The following is a 19128-nucleotide window of genomic DNA, read 5'->3' as shown; positions in this document are numbered from 1 at the left end:
CTCGTCATGGCCGCCACTCACCAGGTGAGTTCGCCGGGCGCGCGTTGCGTTGTGTTGCATCGCGTTTCAACGATGCGCCCATCCGCAAAATAAAGGACGCGATTGGCGATTTCGGCGATCACGGCATTGTGGGTGATGAGCGCAGTGGTTGTGCCCAGCTCCCGATTGATCTTTAGGATGGCCTCGAGCACGAGAATTCCGGTCTTGCTGTCGAGAGCGCCGGTTGGTTCGTCGCAAAGCAGCAAGTCGGGTCGCTTCGCGATCGCTCGGGCGATCGCGACCCGCTGCTGTTCGCCACCGGAAAGCTGCGCCGGAAAATGGTCAAGGCGATCGCGCAGCCCGACGAGTGTCAATGCGTCGGCGGGGGGCATGGGATCCCTTGCGATCTCCGTCACGAGAGCGACATTTTCGCGCGCTGTCAAACTCGGTATCAGATTATAGAATTGAAAGACGAATCCAACGTGATCTCGTCTGTATTGATTGAGCGCACGTTCGCTGTCCATCGCGAGCGGCTCATCGCCAAAGCAGACTTGACCACGGGTGGGCCTGTCGAGACCGCCAAGGATATTGAGCAGGGTGGACTTGCCGCTTCCGGACGGTCCGAGCAGCACAACCAGTTCTGCCTTATAAAGGTCGACATCAACGCCGCGAAGGGCAGGTACCTCAACGGCGCCCATCCGATAGACCTTTGTGAGGCGGCGCGCCGAAAGGGCGACGGCCATCTTTTCGTCTTCCACCGATCACCCCTTTTGCTGCGCAGCGATTGGACGCGATCCTGACGCCAGCGCCGTTCAAGCTTCAACCGGAAAAGTATTTCTCGATATCCGAGACCTCGAACTTGACGAGATCTTTTGCCAGTTCTGCGCTGACCAAGGATTGTACGTGGGGGGCGAGCTGTTTGCGCAACCGGCCAAGCGCGCGCGGGGGCGCAACAAGCACGAGATTGTTTATGTCCTTATCGCGTGCGAGAGCCGACATTTTATTTGCAATGTTGTCGATAAACCGCTCTTCAGCCTGTTCATGCCAGTCGGTCTGCTCAACCTTGCTTCGCGCGTTGCCCACCGATTGATAAACTCTCCCCTCGCGATCGCTTCCGAGCATTCGCGTCGGTGGTTCAAGGTCTATGATGGAATCCATCACAATAAAGTTGAGGTGTTCAGCGTTCCCCGCATTACGCATGACAAGGGCGCGGCCCCCGTTACATGCCACAACCCAGCAATCGGGCGGAATTCTCGGCTTCATGGCTATGCCCCTTCTACCTGCGAACGTCTGGGACATCCGTCCGTTCAATGCGCCATCAGGATTGGCAAATTTGCCTCCTTGAGCATGGATTTCGTGACACCTCCGAGGATGAGCTCCAGCAGTTTGGAATGCCCATAAGCGCCCATGACAATCAGTTCGGCGTTGATGTCCACTGCATGTCTTAACAGAGTTTCGGTCACGAAGCGGCCGGAGCTCGGCAGGGTCTCGACCGAGATGTTGACGCCGTGGCGCGCGAGGTAGGTCGCGATGTCGGCTCCCGGCTCGTCACCGCTCACTCTCGACGCAGCAACTGGGTCGACCATTGTGACGTGAACGGACTGAGCCATTTTCATCATTTCGAGCGCTTCTCTTGCGGCATGAGCCGCACTTGGGCGCGAATCCCACGCCAGCAATATCGTCATCGGTTTCAATGTTGCGTTCGCGTCGCGCGGGACGAATAAGACGGGTCGCCCCGCTTGGAAAAGCCCGCCGCTGACGACCTGCGACTTCAAGTCGTCGTTCGCAAAGACGCCGGGCCCGGCCACGACCAAGTCTGCGTAAATGGCTCGTTCGCCGATGTCGTAGGCGGGGCCAGCGACTTCCGCGTACACACTGTCGACATCAAACGATAACTCGGTCGTTGCGAGGCGCTCCCGGAACTTGGTAACGCGTTCGGAAAGCTTCTCCAGGTTGCGCTCGCGAACTTCCAGCCAACTGGGTGACAAGGTCTGATAGCGGCCAGTCGGCACGGGCGCCATGGTTACGAAAAGGGTGCTGAGATGAGCTCCCACCTCTCCGGCGAGCTTCGTCGCGACCTGGAGATCCTCGTCAGCTCGATCCTCGCCGAGCACATTCAGAATGGTTTTGTACGGCATGATTTCCTCCCGTTAGGCCGGCGTTCCACTCTCGCAAGCGCCGCTTGCGAGAGCGGAACGCTCGATTGTTAAGCGGCTTTCACCTGGATTTTGCGATCGTTCTGTCTAGCCTCGTTGCTCTTGGGCAAGGTGACGGTCAGAACGCCTTTCGAAAAGGTGGCCGAAATGTCATCGGCTTTGACGCCTTCAGGCATTTTGAAAGTGCGCTGGAACGAGCCGTAGCGTCGCTCCGATAGTACGTATTCCTTGTCCTTTTCTTCTTTTGATTCCTGCTTTTCGCCGCGGATCGTCAGGTTCCCGTTGGAAACCTTCACCTCGATGTCCTTTTCTTCGATGCCGGGCAACTCGGCAGTGATCTCGTAGCTTGCCTCTTTTTCCACGAGATCGACGGCCGGCGCGATAGCCCAGGTCGGCAGAAGAGATGCTCGCTGAATGTTCGTCGGGGAAAAGGAACGACGCCACAAGCTCGGGGTGAAGTCATCGAACAAACGGTCGATTTCGGCCCGAAGGCCTTCAAAAGGCAACCACGATTCTGGACGGGGCCGGGTTGCTTTTTCTTCTTCCTTGACGGGAAGTTTGGTTTCTGTCTCAGCCATGACTGCTTTCTCCTTTGAATGGACGTGGTGCGTGGCGGGCGACATGTGTGACAGAGGGGTGGATCGACTTGGTCGCCGTACCCTTGCTGATTGCTGCCGCCTGACCAGCAGACATTGCAATTAGACCGCGTTCGCGAAGGGAGCGCATTGACGGCCGTCAAAGCAGGAGTGTGGTTGTTTTGATGAAGCGCAATGCGAGGCCCCGCCTCTCGTGTCGTTATTTGAATCGCGGTCGGCATTACGGGATTCCAAAATGGCAAGGCGGGATACACTGCATAAGATACAGGCGGCCCTGTTGAAGTGGCTGTTGCTGATCCTGATCCTTCTCATGATCGCATCGCTCTTCAGCGTTCTCCTGATAAAGGGAGTTCTTCTGAAAGACAGGCAAGTGGACGTCGAGCCGACTACGGCTTTGGCTGCAGCCTGCTGCGATCTGTCATTCTCAGGCCCGAAATCCTGATCCTTTGAGTTCGACAGATCTTGGAGCTTGGCCGATGTTCGGCAAACAGCAGGCGGCTCAGCCCAAATGACGTGCGAGCGCGACCGCCGCACCTTTCAAGACCGCATCGTCGCTGCGGATGAGGAGTATCGGTATTTGGGCAAGCCAGGACGAGCGTCGTCCCTTGGCTTCGAAAGCTGCCCGGAACAGCTCCGCCTTCAGCCTTCTCTCCATTCTTCGTGGAATGGGGCCCCAGAGATAAATACCACCCCGCGCATCATAGAGGAGAGCGATGTCACCTGCAAACCTCGCTAGCCACGTGGCGAAACTGTCCGCGGCCTTCGCGGCCACCGCGTCGCTCCCGTTTAAGGCCGCATCGATGATGTCGGAAGCCGACAAGCCGCGGACGGCCTGTCCAGCGCTTTCGAGCAGCAGTTCATAGAGATGACAAAGACCGGCATCCGACAGGAGGTTCTCGACCGAGACGTAGTCCGTATCGCAGCGGATGCGCTCGAGAATTTCGAACTCCCAGCGCGTCTGGGGGGCAAAGGAGATGCTTCCTGCGTGAGTGCGATGCGCGCTCCACGTGCCATCGACTGGGGTCAGAGACGTCACGCCCAGCGCTTGTCCGATGCTGATGATCGCCTTTGGCCATTTCGCTTCGACCTTTTGTCCGCTGATGACCTTGGTGTCATGTGAAGTCAGATACGGTAGAGCCAATGCCAGCGCGTCGAGGGCTTCGACCTTTAAAACAGGCACCGGCGAAGGCCCCCAATCGAGTTGCTTTGCCAAGTCATGCTGAAGACGATCCTGGTCGGAGACCGGGCCGCCGTTAATAACCGCGACGCCGATCGCGGAGGACGCCACGGGTGTCGACCGGATGTAGGCCGCCACCGCATCGGTCACGCAGGAAAAGGCGTTGTTCTCGAACTGTACGTAGTGATCGATTGATAGTCGGTCATAATCCGTGACCGCGAGGCGTGTGTGTGTGTCGCCTATGTCCGCGACGATTGCCTGACGTGCCAACTTGCCCACCGCTGATCCTCCCGTGTCGTTTGCAACATTGTGCCTAATGTTCACCGGATGCGCTTTGATGGCCGTCAAGGTCAGACCCCTTCTTGGCGCTTAGGATCTGCTAGCTCTAAGTCCAGGAGGGAATGATGGCGTCCGTGATTTGGCTTGAAGAGGTTAGACGAGACGACATCGGTGAGGTTGGCGGTAAGAATGCGTCGCTCGGCGAATTGCTCAACAGCTTTTCCGGGAGCGGTATCAACATTCCAGGCGGCTTTGCCACGACGGCGCAGGCCTATTGGCGCTTCATCGATTTCAACGACTTGCGCGAGCCAATCCATGCGCATTTGGAGGCCTGGGAGGCCGGACGAGAGACTCTCGGTCAAGCGGGTGCGGCGATCCGCGCGCTTATTCTGCAAGGAGTTTGGCCCGCCGACATCGAAGGAGAGCTGATTTCAGCCTATCGCAATCTGTCGGAAAGGCTCGGCGTCGACGCAGCGTCGGTCGCAGTGCGCTCGAGTGCCACCGCCGAAGATCTGCCAACGGCGAGTTTTGCTGGACAACAAGAAAGCTATCTCAATATCGCCGGCGAACAAGCACTTATGGATGCCTGCCGTCGCTGCTACGCTTCCCTGTTCACGGACCGAGCTATCAGCTATCGCCAGGCGAACGGCTTCGAACAGATGAAGGTAGCGCTCTCCATCGGTATCCAGCAGATGGTGCGCTCCGATCTTGGCGGTGCCGGCGTCATGTTTTCAATCGAAACAGAGACCGGCTTCGACAAGGTTGCCGTGGTCAACGCAAGCTGGGGCCTTGGCGAATACGTCGTCAAGGGTACCGTCGATCCAGATGAGTATCGCATCTTCAAGCCTCTGCTAGGCGTGAAGGGATTTGTGCCGATAATAGAAAAGCGGCGCGGTTCCAAGGAACGCAAACTTATCTATGGCGATGGGTCGTCACCGACGCGGGATGTTTCAACATCGCAAGAAGAACGGGCAGGGCGGGTCCTGAGCGACGAGGAGATTGTCAAGCTGGCGCGGTGGGCCGTTGCCATCGAGGCGCATTACGGGTGTGCGATGGACATTGAATGGGCAAAGGATGGCCAGAGCCAAGAGATTTGGCTTGTTCAGGCGCGGCCGGAGACGGTGCAGTCACGGGCGGCGACCGACCTGCTTTCGACCTACCGCATCAATTCCAAGGGGAGACCGGTCGCTAGGGGCCTTGCCATCGGTAACGCTATAGCCGCCGCCTCTGTTTGCCTTGTCGAGCGCGCTGGAGACGCCAATCGCTTCGTTGATGGTGCCGTTCTGGTTGCGACGACCACAGATCCCGACTGGGTGCCGCTAATGAAGCGTGCCTCCGCCATCGTGACCGACCACGGCGGCCGGACGTCGCATGCCGCGATCGTCAGCAGGGAGCTCGGCGTTCCCGCCATTGTGGGCGTCGGAAACGCTACGCAACTGTTGCGCCCGGGGGCGATTGTCACCGTATGTTGCGCGGAGGGTGATGAAGGCACGATCTACGAAGGGCGGGCGGACTTTGTAGCGGAGCAAACAAACCTGTCCGACATACCCGAGACGCGCACGAAGGTGATGTTGAACCTCGCCGATCCACAGGCTGCATCCCGGTGGTGGAGATTGCCGGCCGACGGCATCGGGCTTGCGCGGATGGAGTTCGTGATATCGAATTCCATCCAGATCCATCCGATGGCACTGGTCCATTTCGACGACTTGCGGGATCAAGCCGCCAGGGAAATGATATCCAACCTGACCAAGGAATACAGCGACAAGACCGATTACTTCGTGGACAGGCTCTCATCCGGGCTGGCGCGGCTTGCCGCTGTCGCATTTCCGAAGCCGATCATTGTTCGCATGAGCGATTTCAAGACCAACGAATATGCGGGCCTTTGCGGCGGGGCGCAGTTCGAACCACCAGAAGAAAACCCCATGATCGGCTTTCGCGGGGCATGCCGCTACTTTTCACCCCGATATCGGGATGGGTTCGTGCTCGAATGTCGTGCCATAAGACGGCTTCGAGAGAAGATGGGCTTTGAAAATGTCGCGCTCATGATCCCCTTCTGTCGCTCCACGCAAGAGGCAGAAAAGGTGCTGGACACAATGGCTGAGAACGGGTTGAAGCGCGGTAATGGGCTTGAAATCTGCGTTATGTGCGAAATCCCTTCCAATGTCATTCTGGCTGCGGAGTTTGCGCGACACTTCGATGGGTTTTCGATCGGGTCGAACGATCTGACCCAATTGACGCTTGGCATCGACAGGGACTGCGAGGATCTTGCAGCCGTCTTTGATGAACAGGATCCAGCGGTAAGGTGGATGATCCGCAAGGTCATCGGCGACGCAAAGGCGGCAGGTGCCAAGATTGGCCTTTGCGGACAGGCACCCAGCGATCATCCCGGTTTCGCTGCCTTTCTCGTCGAGTGCGGCATCGACTCGATCTCGGTTACGCCCGACAGTTTCGTTGCTGTAAAACGCACGGTTGCGGCCGCGGAAGCGAAACGAGAAAAAAGTTAGAGGGGCGAGGTGAATGGAGCGTCTAGCTTCATCCCTCAGCTTCCAGCTGTTCGGCTGCAACAAACAGAAGCGCGCGCATTTTCTCCTGCAGCATCATCTTGTCGGCCACCACGTTGGCTGCACGCAGGTCGCCGAGTACCTTCAGCAACACATCATCATCTCCCGGTTCGGTTTGACCGGCCGCGATCACCTCTTCGACATAGGCCGATGCGTCTGCGCGTCCGATTACCTGGGCCGCCTATTTTTCCAGAATGCGATTGCGTCGATCTCGAACCCTGATTGCCCTTTCGAAATCAAGGAAATACTTCTCTTCAAGAGCCTTTTGGCGTTCGTTCAATGCGGTCATCATGATGCTCCGACATGTTGTGGGGCTATGCTTGCATGCCAGCTTCGACAAGACCGTCCTTTGCCGGCTCCGGTATTTCCGTCATGGTGGCTTCGGTCAACAATAGAACGCTTGCGACTGACACCGCATTTTCAAGCGCTACGCGGACGACCTTGGTGGGATCGATTATGCCGGCAGACATCAGGTCGACATATTCCTTCCGTCCGGCGTCGAAACCGTAGTTGCCTTCCCCCTCCATCATCTTCGCCACTACAACGCCGCCATCGGTGGAGGAGTTTTCCGCGATCTGGCGCGCCGGAACTTCGAGCGCGCGCTTCAGGATCTGCACCCCCGTGCGCTCGTCGCCTTCACATGCCCCTTCCTCATCGGCAACGGCATTCATGCATCGCAAGAGCGCAAGGCCGCCGCCTGGCAGAATACCTTCGGCTACCGCCGCCTTGGTTGCGCTGATGGCGTCGTCAAGCGCCTCCTTCTTCGACTTGAGTTCTGCTTCCGTGGCCGCGCCCACCTTTATGACGGCCACCCCGCCCGAGAGCTTTGCCAGCCGCTCCTCAAGTTTCTCGCGGTCGTAGTCGCTGGTTGTCGTGGAGATTTCCCGCCTGATCTGTTCGGAGCGGGCGTGAATTGCCTTCGTGTCTCCCGCCCCGCCGATGATCGTCGTTGTATCCTTCGTGATGACCACCCGTTCCGCACGACCAAGTTGTTCAGGTGTCACCGTTTCCAGCTTGATGCCCAATTCTTCGGAGATTAGCTGACCACCAGTGAGTATCGCTATGTCTTGAAGCAGGGCCTTTCTTCGGTCGCCGAAACCGGGTGTCTTTACGGCGCAGTTTCGAAGCGTTCCGCGCATCTGGTTGACGATCAGCGTGGCCAGTGCTTCCGTCTCGACGTCCTCGGCGATGATCAGTAACGGGGTCCCGGATTTGGCGATGCCCTCGAGTAGGCCGACACAATCCTTCAGCGATGTGATCTTGCGATCGAAAAGCAGAACAACAGGATTTTCGAGTGCCACTTCCATTCGCTCCATGTCTGTCACGAAGTAGGGCGAAAGATAGCCTCGATCGAACTGCATGCCTTCGAGTACATCGAGGACCGTCTCCGTTGATTTTGACTCCTCGACGCTGATGACCCCTTCGTCACCGACCCGCTCCATTGCTTCCCCGATTAAGGTGCCGATGTGAGAGTCGTTGTGCGCCGAGATGGTCGCGACCTGCTCCTTCTCGCGCTTTGAAGAGACGGGGCGCGAATTGCGCTTCAGTTCTGAAACGGCGCGCCTGAGCGCTCGGTCAAGACCTCGCTTGATATCGATTGCACTTGCGCCGGCCACAACGTTGCGCAGGCCGTCGGCGAAGATCGCATGTGCAAGAATCGTCGACGTAGTCGTTCCGTCGCCGACGATTTCGCCGGTCTTTTCTGCCGCCTGCCGCAGCATTCGCGCGCCGAGATTTTCCTCAGGGTCCTTGAGATCGAATTCCTTGGCGATCGTGACGCCGTCATTGCAAACGATCGGTGAACCCCACTTTCTCTCAATCAACACGGCTTTTGATCGGGGTCCGAGGGTAACCCGAACCGCGTCGGCAAGCTGCGCCGTTCCCTTCAGTATCTTCTCGCGAGCGGCTGCGTGGAAAAGAACTTGCTTGTGCGCCATGGCTCCGATCCTCCGTTCACCAAGCCCTAGCACACGAGGCGACATGCGACCTTGATTGGCGTCAAAAACAGTCCTGCCGCCGCACCTTTGACGGCGGTCAAGGTAAGGCCAATCAATTAGTGCTTCCATGAAGCGATTGGTGTCTCAAAGTGGGGTCGCAGCGATGATCTACAACACGATAATGGTAAACTTGAGCATGCACCAAAGTGTCGCGCCGCAGCTGAAATTTGCTCGGGAGGTCGCGTCGCGCTTCGAGTCAACACTCGTCGGTTTCGCCGCCGGCGACATTCGCATGATAACGGTGGCGCCTCCCGGCGTGGTCATGGATGATGAATTCATGCGCCTTGAAGCGATCGAAATCGAACGCGGCCTGGAGGTGCTCAGGAAAGAATTCGAGGCGGAAGGCGGTGGCGATTTGCTGCGAACGAGCGTTGGTGACCCAACGAAGGAACTCGCGGCTGCCGCTCGGTTGGCAGACCTCGTTATCGCAGGCATATGGAAAGTCGGTAGCGAGCAGGTTGATATCGGTGAGCTGATCCATTCAGCCGGTCGCCCTGTCCTCATCCCCAGAGCTGACTTTGAGCCGCTTGGAGCGCATAAGATCGTGGTCGCCTGGAAGGATACGCGCGAGGCTCGGCGCGCAGTGGTCGATGCGATGCCTTTCCTCGTTCATGCTCGAGAAGTCCTTGTCGCATCGGTCGAGGAAAAAGGAAAGCAACACGTCTTGGAAACACAGAATGATGTTGTCCGCCACCTGATCCGTCACGGTGCAAGGGCCCGCGGAGAGATCTTCAGCCGCGATGCTTCTTCTGATGGCGAGGCTCTCATCGCTATTTCCAAGCAATTCGGCGCGGATCTGATCGTTTCTGGAGCCTATGGCCATAGTCGCCTGCGCGAGTGGTTGTTAGGAGGCGTTACCCGCTCACTGCTGCGCGAAACCTCTCTCAACCGCCTGATGTCAGCCTAATTCAAACAGCCAAGCGGTTCGCACGGATGTTCGCGGAAAGGCGGGGAACAGTGAGCTCAATGCCCGCGCTAGATGCGAAAGTTCGATTTCTCAGCAACCCGGCATCGTACCCTGATCCACCATCGTGGGTCGAAGCCAGGGAGACCCATATGTCATGGGTCTTCATGGCTGATGATTGGGTGCTGAAGTTGAAGAAACCGGTCAAGCGGGCCTTTCTCGACTTCAGCACCGTTGACGCTCGCCACTTCTTCTGCAGTGAAGAAGTCCGCCTCAATCGTCGATTGGCCAGAGAGACTTATCGAGGCGTCAAGCCACTGTACGCCGACCTTTCCGGCAACCTGACTCTTGAGGAACGCGGAACGGCTGTCGATTGGGTTGTCGAGATGAGACGGCTTCCAGAGGCCGACATGCTTGATCGTCGGATAAAGGCGCGCGACCTCGTTCCGACGCAGTTGTTTGAGGCCCTGGGAGCGGCCTGGATAGGCCCAATCTTCTTTGCGGCCCTTGAACGCAGGCTCGCCAATCGCCCTTGTGACCGCTTGATCGCGGTGTATGGCGGCTTTCGTGCCTTGCTGCGAGCGCGGCTCTGCCTTGCTCATCTTCTTGAAACGCCGTTGCGCGAGCCTGAGAAGTGGCGGCCGCTGGCGCTCGCCTACCTAAAGTTGGCAAGGGCTCGTTTGTCACTGATCGTCTCCTGAGAGTGTGGCAAGCGGGGCACCGGCGTGCAGCCGGCGAATGGTTTCGGCAAAAAGCGGTGCGCTGCCCACGACCTCCACGCAGTTGCGCAAGACGTCTTCTGATATATGAAATGGCGAAGCCGTGTCCGTCACGATCGTCCGGTCAATTGCAGGATGAGCCAAGACCGCCTCGCAGCCCCGGTCGAATAGGGCATGTGTAGCCAATGCATAAACGGAATTCGCACCCCGCTGGCGGCAGGCTTCCGCTGCTCTCAACATTGTCTTGCCTGTCCCGATCATGTCGTCCACGATAAAAACATTCGCCCCTTCGACGTCACCTGCGAACAGGTGGCCCGTGACGACCCCACCGCTGCGACGCTTTTCCATGATAGCGAGTTGCGCCTCGTTGCCGGAGACACGCTCGTAATACTCCCTCAAGAGTTGCGCGCGTTTTATGCCGCCGGCGTCCGGCGACAATATCAGCAATCGTTCGGAGCCGGAGAGGTTCGCAATGACCTCGCTATAGATTTTCCGAGTGTCCAGGTGCACTGTTGCGCAGCGGAAGGCGTTCTGAAACGCCGCCAGGTTGTGAACGTCCAGCGTCACGACCACATCGATGCCCGCCGCCTCGAATAGTTGTGCTACGTAGCGTGTCGTTACCGGGTCGCGTGATTTGGTCTGCCGGTCCTTGCGCGAGTAGGCGAGATAAGGCACGACGGCGGTTATGCGCGATGCGCCGTGTTCGCGGCACGTGGCTGCGAAGAACAGAAGTTTACAAAGCTTGTCATTCACCGAACCTTCCGGAGAACCGTTCAAGGTATGAACGATGAAGACGTCGTCGCCGCGAACGCTTACAAGCGGTCGTGCCTTGTGCTCCCCGCCTTCGAAATCACGCTCTTCGTGCTCCGCGAGCGCGACCCGGAGATCGGCAGTAATGGCTCTTCCAAGCGCCATCGTTCCGTTTAGGGCGAAAATCTTCATGTCAGGCAGCATGATACATGGTTTCCTCACACTCATCGACGGTGGTTTTGTGATGGTGGAGGGCTCGCGGCTATCCTGACGTGTTCGGCTCAACCGGGCTTGGTGTTTGGTGTGCCGGATCCGGTCGCACCACGCGCTTGCCAACCATCCGCCCATGCGTGCTAGTCATCACGACGGTCCGGCCCTCAGGTTCGCCGTCCCGTTGATGGTAGATGACTACCCAGTCTTTCGTCTTTCCGAGTTCGTGGGCACGCCTGCTGTTGGAAAAAAGCACGGTGAAATGCCAGCCACCCAACTCCATATGCATGACAGGAAGCCAGGCTTCGTGTGTCGGATTGAGGCGTCTGGGGGCTATCAAGCGCAGCGCACCCGAAGCAGCCTTGTCACGATAGGCGCGGTCGACTTCGAGCAGCAGAGCAATAGGCGGTTGGCTCGACTTTTTCCAGAGGCGTGGCGCGGACCGCCGTCCGAGGCGCTCAGCCAGTGCGGAAGCGATCATTTGCTTCCGTCTGGGCCCGATCCCTTTCAGTGCGAGGTTGCCGAAGTGGATGGCGTGCTCCAGATCTTCCAGGGTCTCAAGGGTCCCGTCGTCCGCCAACACGCCTGCCAATCGCGGTCCAATTCCGGGGGTGGTGCGAAAGAGCACCTCCGGCGTGAGTTCGCCGCGCAGCCTTTCCAGTTGCACCCAGCGGCCGCTCGCGACCATTTGAATGATTGCTCCGGCGATCGCTTCGCCGACCGCAGGCAGCGCTTCGAGGGCCTCACGGCCTCCTTCCGCGACAATAGTGGCGACGGGGGTGTTGAGCGCGGCGACAACGTTGGAGGCGCGGCGATAGGCACGCGATCTGAAACTGTCCTCTCCCTGCTCGTCGAGCAGATCACCATATTCTCGCAGTTTTTCTGCGATCGCCATGTTATCGTCACGTAGCTGATCCCGTGCCTTCGAGCTGGTCTTTCTCGCCAAGGCGTCCTCCCATCAGTATCGCTTGAGCTTGGGGCACTTTCCTTCATCGACTAAAGACGCCCCTTCTCGTAGTCCTGGCAGGACTCGCCGAACTCAGCCATTGCCTCTTCCAGATAATCCGCAAGAAGCGGTGTTCCGATCAAATAGGCCGCGGTGTGTTCATTGTGGGCCTCAGCGGCTTCAGCGCGAATTCGTTCCCAGTCGTCCACTGTGTCGTCTCCACGACCGAGCCAACAAAGGGCGACGAGGTCGATCTGCTCGTCCTCGTTCATCGCAAGGATCGTGCTCTCCAGCTCTGATTCGACAGGATCATCGGGCTGGTCTTCCAGTACGGAGATCATGCGGTCATCCGTGGCATTGGATGCAGGGTCAACTTCCGAAACAACATCCTTGGCGTCGAATTCGCGCGCCTTGATGATGAGATAGCAGACAGTATCGGGCGAGATCGACAGGTTCCAGGTTCCGCTCATCTGACTTCTCCAAGCTTGCAGCCCGATATCGGGTTCGCGTCTTCGGCGAACAGAACAATGCGCGACCATTGCCCTCGGCTGAACACGCGAATGCTGTCCGTCATGATCGCAAACTTGCGCTCGAACGCCTTGATGACCGTCAAAGTGGTCCTGGCTGGCCGGGAAATTCACCGGAGAACTATTGATCAGCGTCAACGCGATACCGAGCCATGGCGCGCACAATGACGGTGTTCTAACGGCGTGGCTCATCCCGCACCGCCACCATGCGCCATTCAAGCGAGGCAACATGCTCGTCCAGGACCAGACCGATGCCATACAATTCCTAGGCGACCGGCAAACGCACGCAAGCGATGCGGTCGAACACATCGAGACTCATATCTCGCATATTTTTCTCGCTCGCGATCGAGCTTTTAAGATGAAACGGGCCGTCAAGCTTCCCTATGTCGATTTCTCCACGCCGGAGTTGCGACTGGAGGCCTGCAAGCGGGAGGTCCACCTGAATGGGCCCACAGCTCCAGGTCTTTATCTTGGTGTGCGAACCATTACGCGCGACCAGGCGGGCAAGCTTCAGTTCGGCGACGGCGAGCTTGTCGAGCCGGTTGTCGAGATGGTTCGCTTCGACCAGGGCGCTCTGTTCGATCGGATGGCTGTGGACGGGCGGCTGACCACAAAACTGCTGACGCAGGCGGCGCGCATGATCGCCCGTTATCACCGTGGAGCGCCTGTCGTCCATCGAGGTTCGGGATCTGCAAACATTGGCGCAGTGCTCGCCATCAATAGGGCTGGCTTTGCCACCAGCCGTGTCTTCGATGAAACCGCAGTGGCCACTGTCTCTCAGCTTTTCGAAGAGGCGTTGAAAGAGAATGGGTCGCTTCTTGATGCCCGAGAGGCATCAGGCAAGGTCAGGCTTTGTCATGGGGATCTGCACCTGCGCAACATATGTCTTATTGGGGGACAACCTCGCCTATTCGATTGCATCGAGTTCAATGATCAGATCGCCACGATCGACACACTCTATGATCTGGCATTCCTTTTGATGGACTTGTGGCATCGTGGGTTCCCGCAGCTCGCCAATCTGGTCATGAACCGCTACCTCGATGAATCAGATGACGAGGATGGCTTTACGCTTCTGCCCTTTTTCATGGCGATAAGGGCCGCCGTCAGGGCTCACGTGATCGCTACCCAGGTTGCCGAGGGCGGAAGCCAGGCGCATCTTGTGTCCGACGCGCATTCCTATTTTGAGTTTGCCCGCTCGCTCCTCGCAAAGGTTCAACCGCGCCTCATCGTGATCGGCGGCTTCAGTGGCTCCGGCAAGACGACCGTCGCGGATGCACTCGCCCCTTGGCTCGGCGCCCCTCCGGGCGCTCGCATCATCGAGAGTGACCGCATACGCAAGGCATTGCATGGGGTGCCGGCCGAGGCGCCTCTCGATGCGGATGCCTATCGGCCAGATGTCTCAGACAAGGTCTATTCCGAGATAGTTCGCCGCAGCCTGGCTATATTGAAGGCCGGCGGCTCTGCTGTGGCGGATGCGGTGTTCGACCGATTGCACAACCGCAGCCTCATCGAGATTGCGTCCACGGCCGCCGGTATCCCTTGCGAGGCTGTATGGCTGGAGGCTGGCGTGCAGATCTTGCAACAGCGCGTTGCCAGCAGGCAGGAGGGGCCTTCCGATGCAGATCTGCACGTTCTGGCTCAGCAGATGTCCGGCGGGCGCGGGCCACTTAGTTGGCGCATGATCGATGCGGAACAGCCGGTTGGCGGAATTGTTCGAGAGATCCTCGAACCTGGAAAAGCCGCGCGAGCTTCCGGACAAGGTCGGGATCGACCGAAGCCACTCCTCACGTGAACAAATTAGTGAGGGCGAGCCGAAAAAGTTGGCACCGCTCCTTCATACCTTTCTTGCAGGCGGATGCAGGCGATGACTTCTGCGGCCACGTGGTCGGCGACATGGTGATGGTATCAATGATGCGCCGGCTCTCAAAATGGCCGATGTTGGCATCTCCGTCGAGAGTGCCGTCGACGTGGCGCGCGAGGCAGCCGACATCGTGTTGCTGACAAAAGGACCTGTCCGTGCTTCTGAATGGTGTTGATGATGGGCAATAGCGAACTTCGGGAGCATGATCAGCATGGCCTGCGCCTCGTTGTTCCTGCCTTTTCTCCCACTCCTGGCCAAACAGATTTTGCTGAACAATTTCCTGTCCGACATACCAGCGCTCGCGATTGCCACAGACAGTGTCGATCAGGAGCTGACGGAGCGCCCCCCTCAATGGGATATTGCAGACATCAGGCGTTTCACAATCGCGTTTGGACTGACGAACTCCTTCTACGACCTTCTTACCTTCGCGTTCTTGCTCTGGGGCATCCACGCATCTCCTGCCATTTTTCAGACGGCCTGGTTCGTTGTCTCTCTCCTGACCGAACTCGGAATTATTCTGATAATACGCACGTGAAGGCCGGCTTGGAAAAGCGCTCCAGGTCGGGCGCTGCTGGTGTTGACGACCATCGTTGCCTGCATTGGCCTAACGTACCCACCATACCGCATTCGGCTTCCTGCCCCTATCCTTGCCCGTATTAGGGGGTATCCTCGTGATTACGGTTCTCTATATGATTGCGTAGGAGGCGCTAAAGCACGTCTTTCCCGGGCGCCGATGTCACGCGGTTCGGGTTGCTTAAGGCCAGCGACCCACCGGTGCTGGCTCGTAACGTGCCGGGATGCGACGGTCCCTCATTAATATGCGTTGCTTGCAACGGGCCGAGTGTCGAGTTGCCGAGTGACCGAAATGCCTGCCGCTTCTCTTGAAAATAAAATCTCGCTTGTGGTTTGGCCATGAAGATCGCATTTCTTGCCTCCCCGAGACCAGGCGCACAGGAAGTGCTTGAGCAATTCGTCAGCCGCTATGGTCAGAGAACCATTTCGGATGCCGACTATGTCATAACCATAGGGGGCGACGGTACCGCGCTGAAAGCTCTTCATGCGCTGCTCGACGTGTCGAAGAAACCGGTCTTTCCAATGCGCACGCAAGGCTCGATTGGATTTCTTTGCAATCCATTGCAGATATCCGGTCTCGTGGACCGGCTGACCAACGCCATACCGATTGACCTGCCGGTTCTGCAAGCCGATGTCGAACGATTGGGAGGTCAGCGAAAGACTGTCTTTGCGATCAACGAAATCGTCCTTCTTCGACAGCGACTGCAACAGGTGTGCTTCAAGCTGACTGTAGACGAAGGGAGCGCCACTGCGACCATTGCAGGCGATGGTTTGGCGCTGGCAACGCCACTCGGGAGCACAGGCTATAATCAATCGCTTGGGGGTCCGCGGCTGCCACTCGGCTCAAAGTTCTTGGTCCTCACAGGAATCGCTCTCGCACACCGGCCCCCTTGGCGCCACACGGTTTTGAATGACCGCATCGTCCTAGACGTAGAGGTCATCGAACCCAAGTATCATCCCGTTCGAATTGAGACGGTCATTGAAACCGTATCCGACATCCGTCACGCCCGCCTGTCTTGCAGCGTCGACCGCAAGACGACACTGCTTCTGGATCGGGACGTGTTGAATGCGCTAGCGGCATTTTTTGGCAAACGTCGCTGAAGCCGAACTCCCTGCTTCAGTTCCGGTCGACTGAACGCCTATCTTTGATGCCGGCCCTCTCATTCGGGACGCTATGAGTGAAAGGCGCGAGTTTGGCCGATATCGCGAAAGTCCTCGCGTTTCAAATGCCTGCTTTGATCACCATCAATGCCATCCAGCCGTCGTCGAGCGAGATTAATTAAACCTCGAACACGAGGCAATCGGATCGAATTGAGGTGAACCATGATAAGCGACACTACATTAAGGCAGGATATCATCGATGAGTTGGTCGAACCCAGCATCGATGCAGCCGACATTGGCGTTGCGGTTGAAGATGGCGTCGTCACCCTGACTGGTCATGTTGCGACCTATAGCCAGAAGGTCTCCCTTGAAGATGTCGTTCGGCGGATCAAGGGCGTGAAAGGCATCGCGCAGGAGGTCGAGGTACGCCCCTTCGGCACCAACATCACCGCCGACGATGAAATCGCCAAGCGCGCCGTCAACACAATCGCCTGGAACACCTCCGTTCCACGAGATAGCGTTCAGATCAAAGTCCAAAGTGGCTGGCTCACGCTGTCGGGAAAGGTCGATTGGCAGTATCAAAGGGCCGCAGCTGAGAACGCCGCACGAGCGCTGGCTGGCGTTGTCGGCGTCACGAACCTGATCGAAATCACCCCCCGCGCCGCCGCCGCCGATGTCAAGAAGCGCATTGAAGATGCCCTGAAGCGCAACGCGGAGACCGAGGCACGTGGGATCAAAGTGGACATCTTTGATGGCGGTAGGGTCACGTTGGCGGGGCGGGTCAATTCCTGGTCTGAGCGAAGAGCTGCAGAACGTGCTGCATGGTCTGCGCCTGGCGTAAAAGCCGTCGATGACCGATTGACTGTCGGTTAGCGCGTCTTCGGTATCTGTTTGCGCCGGAGCGGAGAGCGGGAAGTTTCCGCTCAGTTGACGAAGAACGAAGGAAGAACGAAGCGCGGTTGCGTGCTTCAAGCTTCCGCACCCAATTGCCCCGCCCGTCTTCTGCAGCATATACCGAACGTGTGCGAACCACCGGGTTGCGACAAGCGCCTGTCGACCGTGGATGTCAGCGTCCGTCCACAGCGTCCACAGAATGTCAGGCGCTCGACGTCATGGCCGCTGCGACTTGATGTAGGCGACCAGATCGGCAATTTCGGCGCGTGTCAGTGACAAGTCGGGCATCCGCGAATGCCGAGGCGCCGACAGGAATGCCGACAAACGTGCTTCATCGAAATGTTTCGATTTGTTGATCTCGGAGAATGTCGGAACGTTGTCTGATCCGAGCCGCTGTCCGGGAGCTGTGACGTGACATTCACTGCACCAACGGGTGGCGATGGCCCGACCGCGGGCGATATCGGCCGCGACGCTTTGATCGCCCTGGAGCAACAAGAAAACGGCAACCTGCAAAGTCCTGGTTCGCGCCCTCGGCAAGCCCCTCAGCATTTACATAGCCGCCTGTGCAGCCATATTTTCTACCAGCAGCTTCTCGTCGTCGTGAAGACGCTTTGCCGTCTTCCGCATGGAGCCCGAGCCGATGTCCGCGAACCGCGCTCCTTCTTTGAAGTAGTCGAATAGCGCCTCTTGCCAGAAGCTGCACCATACGTCGAAAAGATCGCTTGCATGATCGCGCGATTGGCAATCTTCCATCAAACGCAAATCGCTGTTGAGACGGTTTTGCAGGAACTTCAACGCCTCAATCTGATAGCGAAGGGTGGTCTCAATAGCTGCGGCCTGCATATGCCCAAGCGACCATAGCGAGCCGACCACTTCGATCGAGGGGACTGGTGATGATGGAACAAACCAAGAAGGCGCGCTTGATTGATGCGGATTTGCTCGTTGCATGTCCGTCGCTCCGGTTGATGTTTCGTTGGTCGAAAGGCCCAGTCCCAGTACCTGCTCAGGACGGCAAAACGTCCAGGAACCTTCATTTACAAGCTATCAGAGCCCCCGTCCTTGATGCCGATCAATGATCAATGTTCCTTCATTTGGCTTCGATCGAGTCTTTGGAATGGTCTCGTCGTTCATTGATCGGCGTCAATCTCCGATGCCAACGGTTGAGATATATTGCGAGGGTCTTGATTTTCATGAGGTCGCAAATGCATGCCGCTGACATCATGACCAGAAGGGTCTTCACCATAAGCCCCGAGCGTAGTGTGCGGCATGCCGCGAGACTGATGCTCGACAACCGGATTAGTGGCTTGCCGGTGTGCGATGACGATGGGAACCTCGTCGGTCTTTTGTCCGAGGGGGATTTGCTGCGCCGCTCTGAGTTGGGATCGGCAGCGCTTAGAGGAGCAAAAGGCGATCGTCCACAACAGGATCCCGAAAGATACATCAAGGCACACAGCTGGCGCGTCGGAGACGTAATGACCACAGGCGCAGTTACAGTGAATGCGGATGCATCCGTGGATCAAATTGCCGCCCTGATGCAGACGCGTTCCATCAAGCGCGTACCCGTTGTTCAGCAGAACCGCATGGTTGGGATCGTTAGCCGGCGAGACATTCTCGAGGCTGTCCTTTTGGCCAAGCCAGAGAGATTTGCCGCTGGCGATGAAGCCATCAAGCGTGCAGTGTTGGCGCGCCTTTCGTCCGATCTCAATCTCAATGAAGGCGCTATTGAGGTGAGGGTGGAGGGCGGTGTCGTTGCCCTGTGCGGCAGTGTCGAGAGCGGCGTCAAGCGGTTGGCTGCTCGCGTTGCGGCGGAAGCGGTGTGCGGTCCTGGATGCGTGAGAAATGAGTTACGCGTCGCCAACGAGGCCGACTGCACACCTTCTGGCCCTGTGGGGTGAATG

General features: G+C 57.9%; 21 protein-coding genes. 8 read left to right on the top strand and 13 right to left on the bottom strand.

Features of this window, described 5'->3' with window-relative positions; all coding sequences use genetic code 11:
- Window positions 1-17: 17 nt before the first annotated feature.
- The 5 genes from AC3WWH_RS29190 to AC3WWH_RS29170 all read right to left on the bottom strand — a co-directional run bounded on the left by AC3WWH_RS29190 (window position 18) and on the right by AC3WWH_RS29170 (window position 4256).
- Window positions 18-737 carry an ABC transporter ATP-binding protein gene (locus AC3WWH_RS29190; RefSeq protein ID WP_197417414.1) on the bottom strand — a complete coding sequence of 240 codons (720 nt, stop codon included), beginning with the start codon at window positions 735-737 and terminating at the stop codon, window positions 18-20.
- 61 nt (window positions 738-798) lie between these two features.
- Window positions 799-1242, bottom strand: coding sequence for a baeRF12 domain-containing protein (locus AC3WWH_RS29185; protein ID WP_058323790.1), 444 nt, complete (start codon window positions 1240-1242; stop codon window positions 799-801).
- Between the two features lie 44 nt (window positions 1243-1286).
- Window positions 1287-2117: a universal stress protein gene (locus tag AC3WWH_RS29180; protein ID WP_058323771.1), complete on the bottom strand. Its 831-nt coding sequence runs from the start codon at window positions 2115-2117 to the stop codon at window positions 1287-1289.
- Between the two features lie 68 nt (window positions 2118-2185).
- A complete protein-coding gene (locus tag AC3WWH_RS29175; protein ID WP_058323770.1) occupies window positions 2186-2713 on the bottom strand; it encodes an Hsp20/alpha crystallin family protein in 528 nt (175 codons plus the stop codon).
- A 517-nt stretch (window positions 2714-3230) separates the two neighbouring features.
- The gene (locus tag AC3WWH_RS29170; RefSeq protein ID WP_245299231.1) at window positions 3231-4256 is read right to left on the bottom strand and encodes a glucokinase; all 1026 of its coding nucleotides are present in this window, start codon (window positions 4254-4256) and stop codon (window positions 3231-3233) included.
- Between the two features lie 53 nt (window positions 4257-4309).
- Here AC3WWH_RS29170 and ppsA point away from each other — a divergent pair, with 53 nt between their 5' ends.
- Entirely contained in the window at window positions 4310-6691 is a 2382-nt protein-coding gene (ppsA, locus tag AC3WWH_RS29165) for a phosphoenolpyruvate synthase (protein ID WP_082641029.1), read from the top strand.
- Window positions 6692-6719: 28 nt separating this feature from the next.
- Here the strand turns inward: ppsA and AC3WWH_RS29160 are convergent, their stop codons facing one another.
- Both AC3WWH_RS29160 and groL read right to left on the bottom strand, forming a co-directional pair.
- Window positions 6720-6881, bottom strand: coding sequence for an ATPase inhibitor subunit zeta (locus AC3WWH_RS29160; protein ID WP_492377352.1), 162 nt, complete (start codon window positions 6879-6881; stop codon window positions 6720-6722).
- Window positions 6882-7062: 181 nt separating this feature from the next.
- Window positions 7063-8685 (bottom strand): chaperonin GroEL, encoded by a 1623-nt coding sequence (gene groL, locus AC3WWH_RS29155; protein ID WP_058323765.1) that lies wholly within the window; start codon window positions 8683-8685, stop codon window positions 7063-7065.
- 163 nt (window positions 8686-8848) lie between these two features.
- Here groL and AC3WWH_RS29150 point away from each other — a divergent pair, with 163 nt between their 5' ends.
- Window positions 8849-9652 (top strand): universal stress protein, encoded by an 804-nt coding sequence (locus AC3WWH_RS29150; protein ID WP_082641027.1) that lies wholly within the window; start codon window positions 8849-8851, stop codon window positions 9650-9652.
- A gap of 149 nt (window positions 9653-9801) precedes the next feature.
- On the top strand, window positions 9802-10350 hold the full coding sequence (locus AC3WWH_RS29145; RefSeq protein ID WP_082641025.1) for a hypothetical protein: 549 nt from the start codon (window positions 9802-9804) through the stop codon (window positions 10348-10350).
- On the opposite strand, the gene AC3WWH_RS29140 is transcribed toward AC3WWH_RS29145, so the two are convergent.
- From AC3WWH_RS29140 to AC3WWH_RS29125, 4 genes are read right to left on the bottom strand one after another with little or no spacing between them, the layout of a single operon-like run.
- Complete coding sequence (locus AC3WWH_RS29140; protein ID WP_063891521.1) at window positions 10333-11322, bottom strand: ribose-phosphate diphosphokinase; 990 nt, start codon at window positions 11320-11322, stop codon at window positions 10333-10335. The two genes, AC3WWH_RS29145 and AC3WWH_RS29140, sit on opposite strands and share 18 nt — an antisense overlap.
- Before the next feature lie 58 nt (window positions 11323-11380).
- The gene (locus AC3WWH_RS29135) at window positions 11381-12274 is read right to left on the bottom strand and encodes a nucleotidyltransferase family protein (protein WP_245299230.1); all 894 of its coding nucleotides are present in this window, start codon (window positions 12272-12274) and stop codon (window positions 11381-11383) included.
- Window positions 12275-12324: 50 nt separating this feature from the next.
- Window positions 12325-12744, bottom strand: coding sequence for a DUF3775 domain-containing protein (locus tag AC3WWH_RS29130; RefSeq protein ID WP_058323761.1), 420 nt, complete (start codon window positions 12742-12744; stop codon window positions 12325-12327).
- The gene (locus AC3WWH_RS29125) at window positions 12741-12887 is read right to left on the bottom strand and encodes a hypothetical protein (RefSeq protein WP_156433184.1); all 147 of its coding nucleotides are present in this window, start codon (window positions 12885-12887) and stop codon (window positions 12741-12743) included. Before AC3WWH_RS29125 ends, AC3WWH_RS29130 begins: the two co-directional genes overlap by 4 nt.
- Before the next feature lie 143 nt (window positions 12888-13030).
- On the opposite strand from AC3WWH_RS29125, the gene AC3WWH_RS29120 reads away from it, so the two are divergent.
- The 4 genes from AC3WWH_RS29120 to AC3WWH_RS29105 all read left to right on the top strand — a co-directional run bounded on the left by AC3WWH_RS29120 (window position 13031) and on the right by AC3WWH_RS29105 (window position 17209).
- Window positions 13031-14593, top strand: coding sequence for a bifunctional aminoglycoside phosphotransferase/ATP-binding protein (locus tag AC3WWH_RS29120; protein WP_058323787.1), 1563 nt, complete (start codon window positions 13031-13033; stop codon window positions 14591-14593).
- Between the two features lie 271 nt (window positions 14594-14864).
- Complete coding sequence (locus AC3WWH_RS29115; protein ID WP_306341307.1) at window positions 14865-15197, top strand: cation transporting ATPase C-terminal domain-containing protein; 333 nt, start codon at window positions 14865-14867, stop codon at window positions 15195-15197.
- Window positions 15198-15574: 377 nt separating this feature from the next.
- Window positions 15575-16336 carry an NAD(+)/NADH kinase gene (locus AC3WWH_RS29110; RefSeq protein WP_058323759.1) on the top strand — a complete coding sequence of 254 codons (762 nt, stop codon included), beginning with the start codon at window positions 15575-15577 and terminating at the stop codon, window positions 16334-16336.
- Between the two features lie 225 nt (window positions 16337-16561).
- Window positions 16562-17209, top strand: a complete 648-nt coding sequence (locus tag AC3WWH_RS29105; RefSeq protein ID WP_058323786.1) for a BON domain-containing protein — start codon at window positions 16562-16564, stop codon at window positions 17207-17209.
- Between the two features lie 237 nt (window positions 17210-17446).
- On the opposite strand, the gene AC3WWH_RS29100 is transcribed toward AC3WWH_RS29105, so the two are convergent.
- On the bottom strand, window positions 17447-17743 hold the full coding sequence (locus AC3WWH_RS29100; RefSeq protein ID WP_245299229.1) for a c-type cytochrome: 297 nt from the start codon (window positions 17741-17743) through the stop codon (window positions 17447-17449).
- Between the two features lie 36 nt (window positions 17744-17779).
- A complete protein-coding gene (locus tag AC3WWH_RS29095; protein WP_063891520.1) occupies window positions 17780-18178 on the bottom strand; it encodes a hypothetical protein in 399 nt (132 codons plus the stop codon).
- Between the two features lie 254 nt (window positions 18179-18432).
- Between AC3WWH_RS29095 and AC3WWH_RS29090 the strand changes: the two genes are divergently transcribed.
- A complete protein-coding gene (locus tag AC3WWH_RS29090; protein ID WP_058323756.1) occupies window positions 18433-19125 on the top strand; it encodes a CBS domain-containing protein in 693 nt (230 codons plus the stop codon).
- Window positions 19126-19128: the final 3 nt, after the last annotated feature.

The sequence above is a fragment of the Ensifer sp. EB106-03-01-XG145 genome, from assembly GCF_058792075.1.
Note: the sequence above shows the minus strand (reverse complement) of the source record. Positions and strands in the feature narration are given on the sequence as shown.

Excerpts from the sequence above, each read along its gene's own strand:
- AC3WWH_RS29185 (WP_058323790.1), bottom strand. The coding sequence starts at position 1,242 with ATGAAGCCGAGAATTCCGCCCGATTGCTGGGTTGTGGCATGTAACGGG.
- AC3WWH_RS29180 (WP_058323771.1), bottom strand. The coding sequence starts at position 2,117 with ATGCCGTACAAAACCATTCTGAATGTGCTCGGCGAGGATCGAGCTGAC.
- AC3WWH_RS29175 (WP_058323770.1), bottom strand. The coding sequence starts at position 2,713 with ATGGCTGAGACAGAAACCAAACTTCCCGTCAAGGAAGAAGAAAAAGCA.
- ppsA (WP_082641029.1), top strand. The coding sequence starts at position 4,310 with ATGATGGCGTCCGTGATTTGGCTTGAAGAGGTTAGACGAGACGACATC.
- groL (WP_058323765.1), bottom strand. The coding sequence starts at position 8,685 with ATGGCGCACAAGCAAGTTCTTTTCCACGCAGCCGCTCGCGAGAAGATA.
- AC3WWH_RS29150 (WP_082641027.1), top strand. The coding sequence starts at position 8,849 with ATGATCTACAACACGATAATGGTAAACTTGAGCATGCACCAAAGTGTC.
- AC3WWH_RS29145 (WP_082641025.1), top strand. The coding sequence starts at position 9,802 with ATGTCATGGGTCTTCATGGCTGATGATTGGGTGCTGAAGTTGAAGAAA.
- AC3WWH_RS29140 (WP_063891521.1), bottom strand. The coding sequence starts at position 11,322 with ATGCTGCCTGACATGAAGATTTTCGCCCTAAACGGAACGATGGCGCTT.
- AC3WWH_RS29130 (WP_058323761.1), bottom strand. The coding sequence starts at position 12,744 with ATGAGCGGAACCTGGAACCTGTCGATCTCGCCCGATACTGTCTGCTAT.
- AC3WWH_RS29120 (WP_058323787.1), top strand. The coding sequence starts at position 13,031 with ATGCTCGTCCAGGACCAGACCGATGCCATACAATTCCTAGGCGACCGG.
- AC3WWH_RS29115 (WP_306341307.1), top strand. The coding sequence starts at position 14,865 with ATGATCAGCATGGCCTGCGCCTCGTTGTTCCTGCCTTTTCTCCCACTC.
- AC3WWH_RS29110 (WP_058323759.1), top strand. The coding sequence starts at position 15,575 with ATGAAGATCGCATTTCTTGCCTCCCCGAGACCAGGCGCACAGGAAGTG.
- AC3WWH_RS29095 (WP_063891520.1), bottom strand. The coding sequence starts at position 18,178 with ATGCAACGAGCAAATCCGCATCAATCAAGCGCGCCTTCTTGGTTTGTT.
- AC3WWH_RS29090 (WP_058323756.1), top strand. The coding sequence starts at position 18,433 with ATGCATGCCGCTGACATCATGACCAGAAGGGTCTTCACCATAAGCCCC.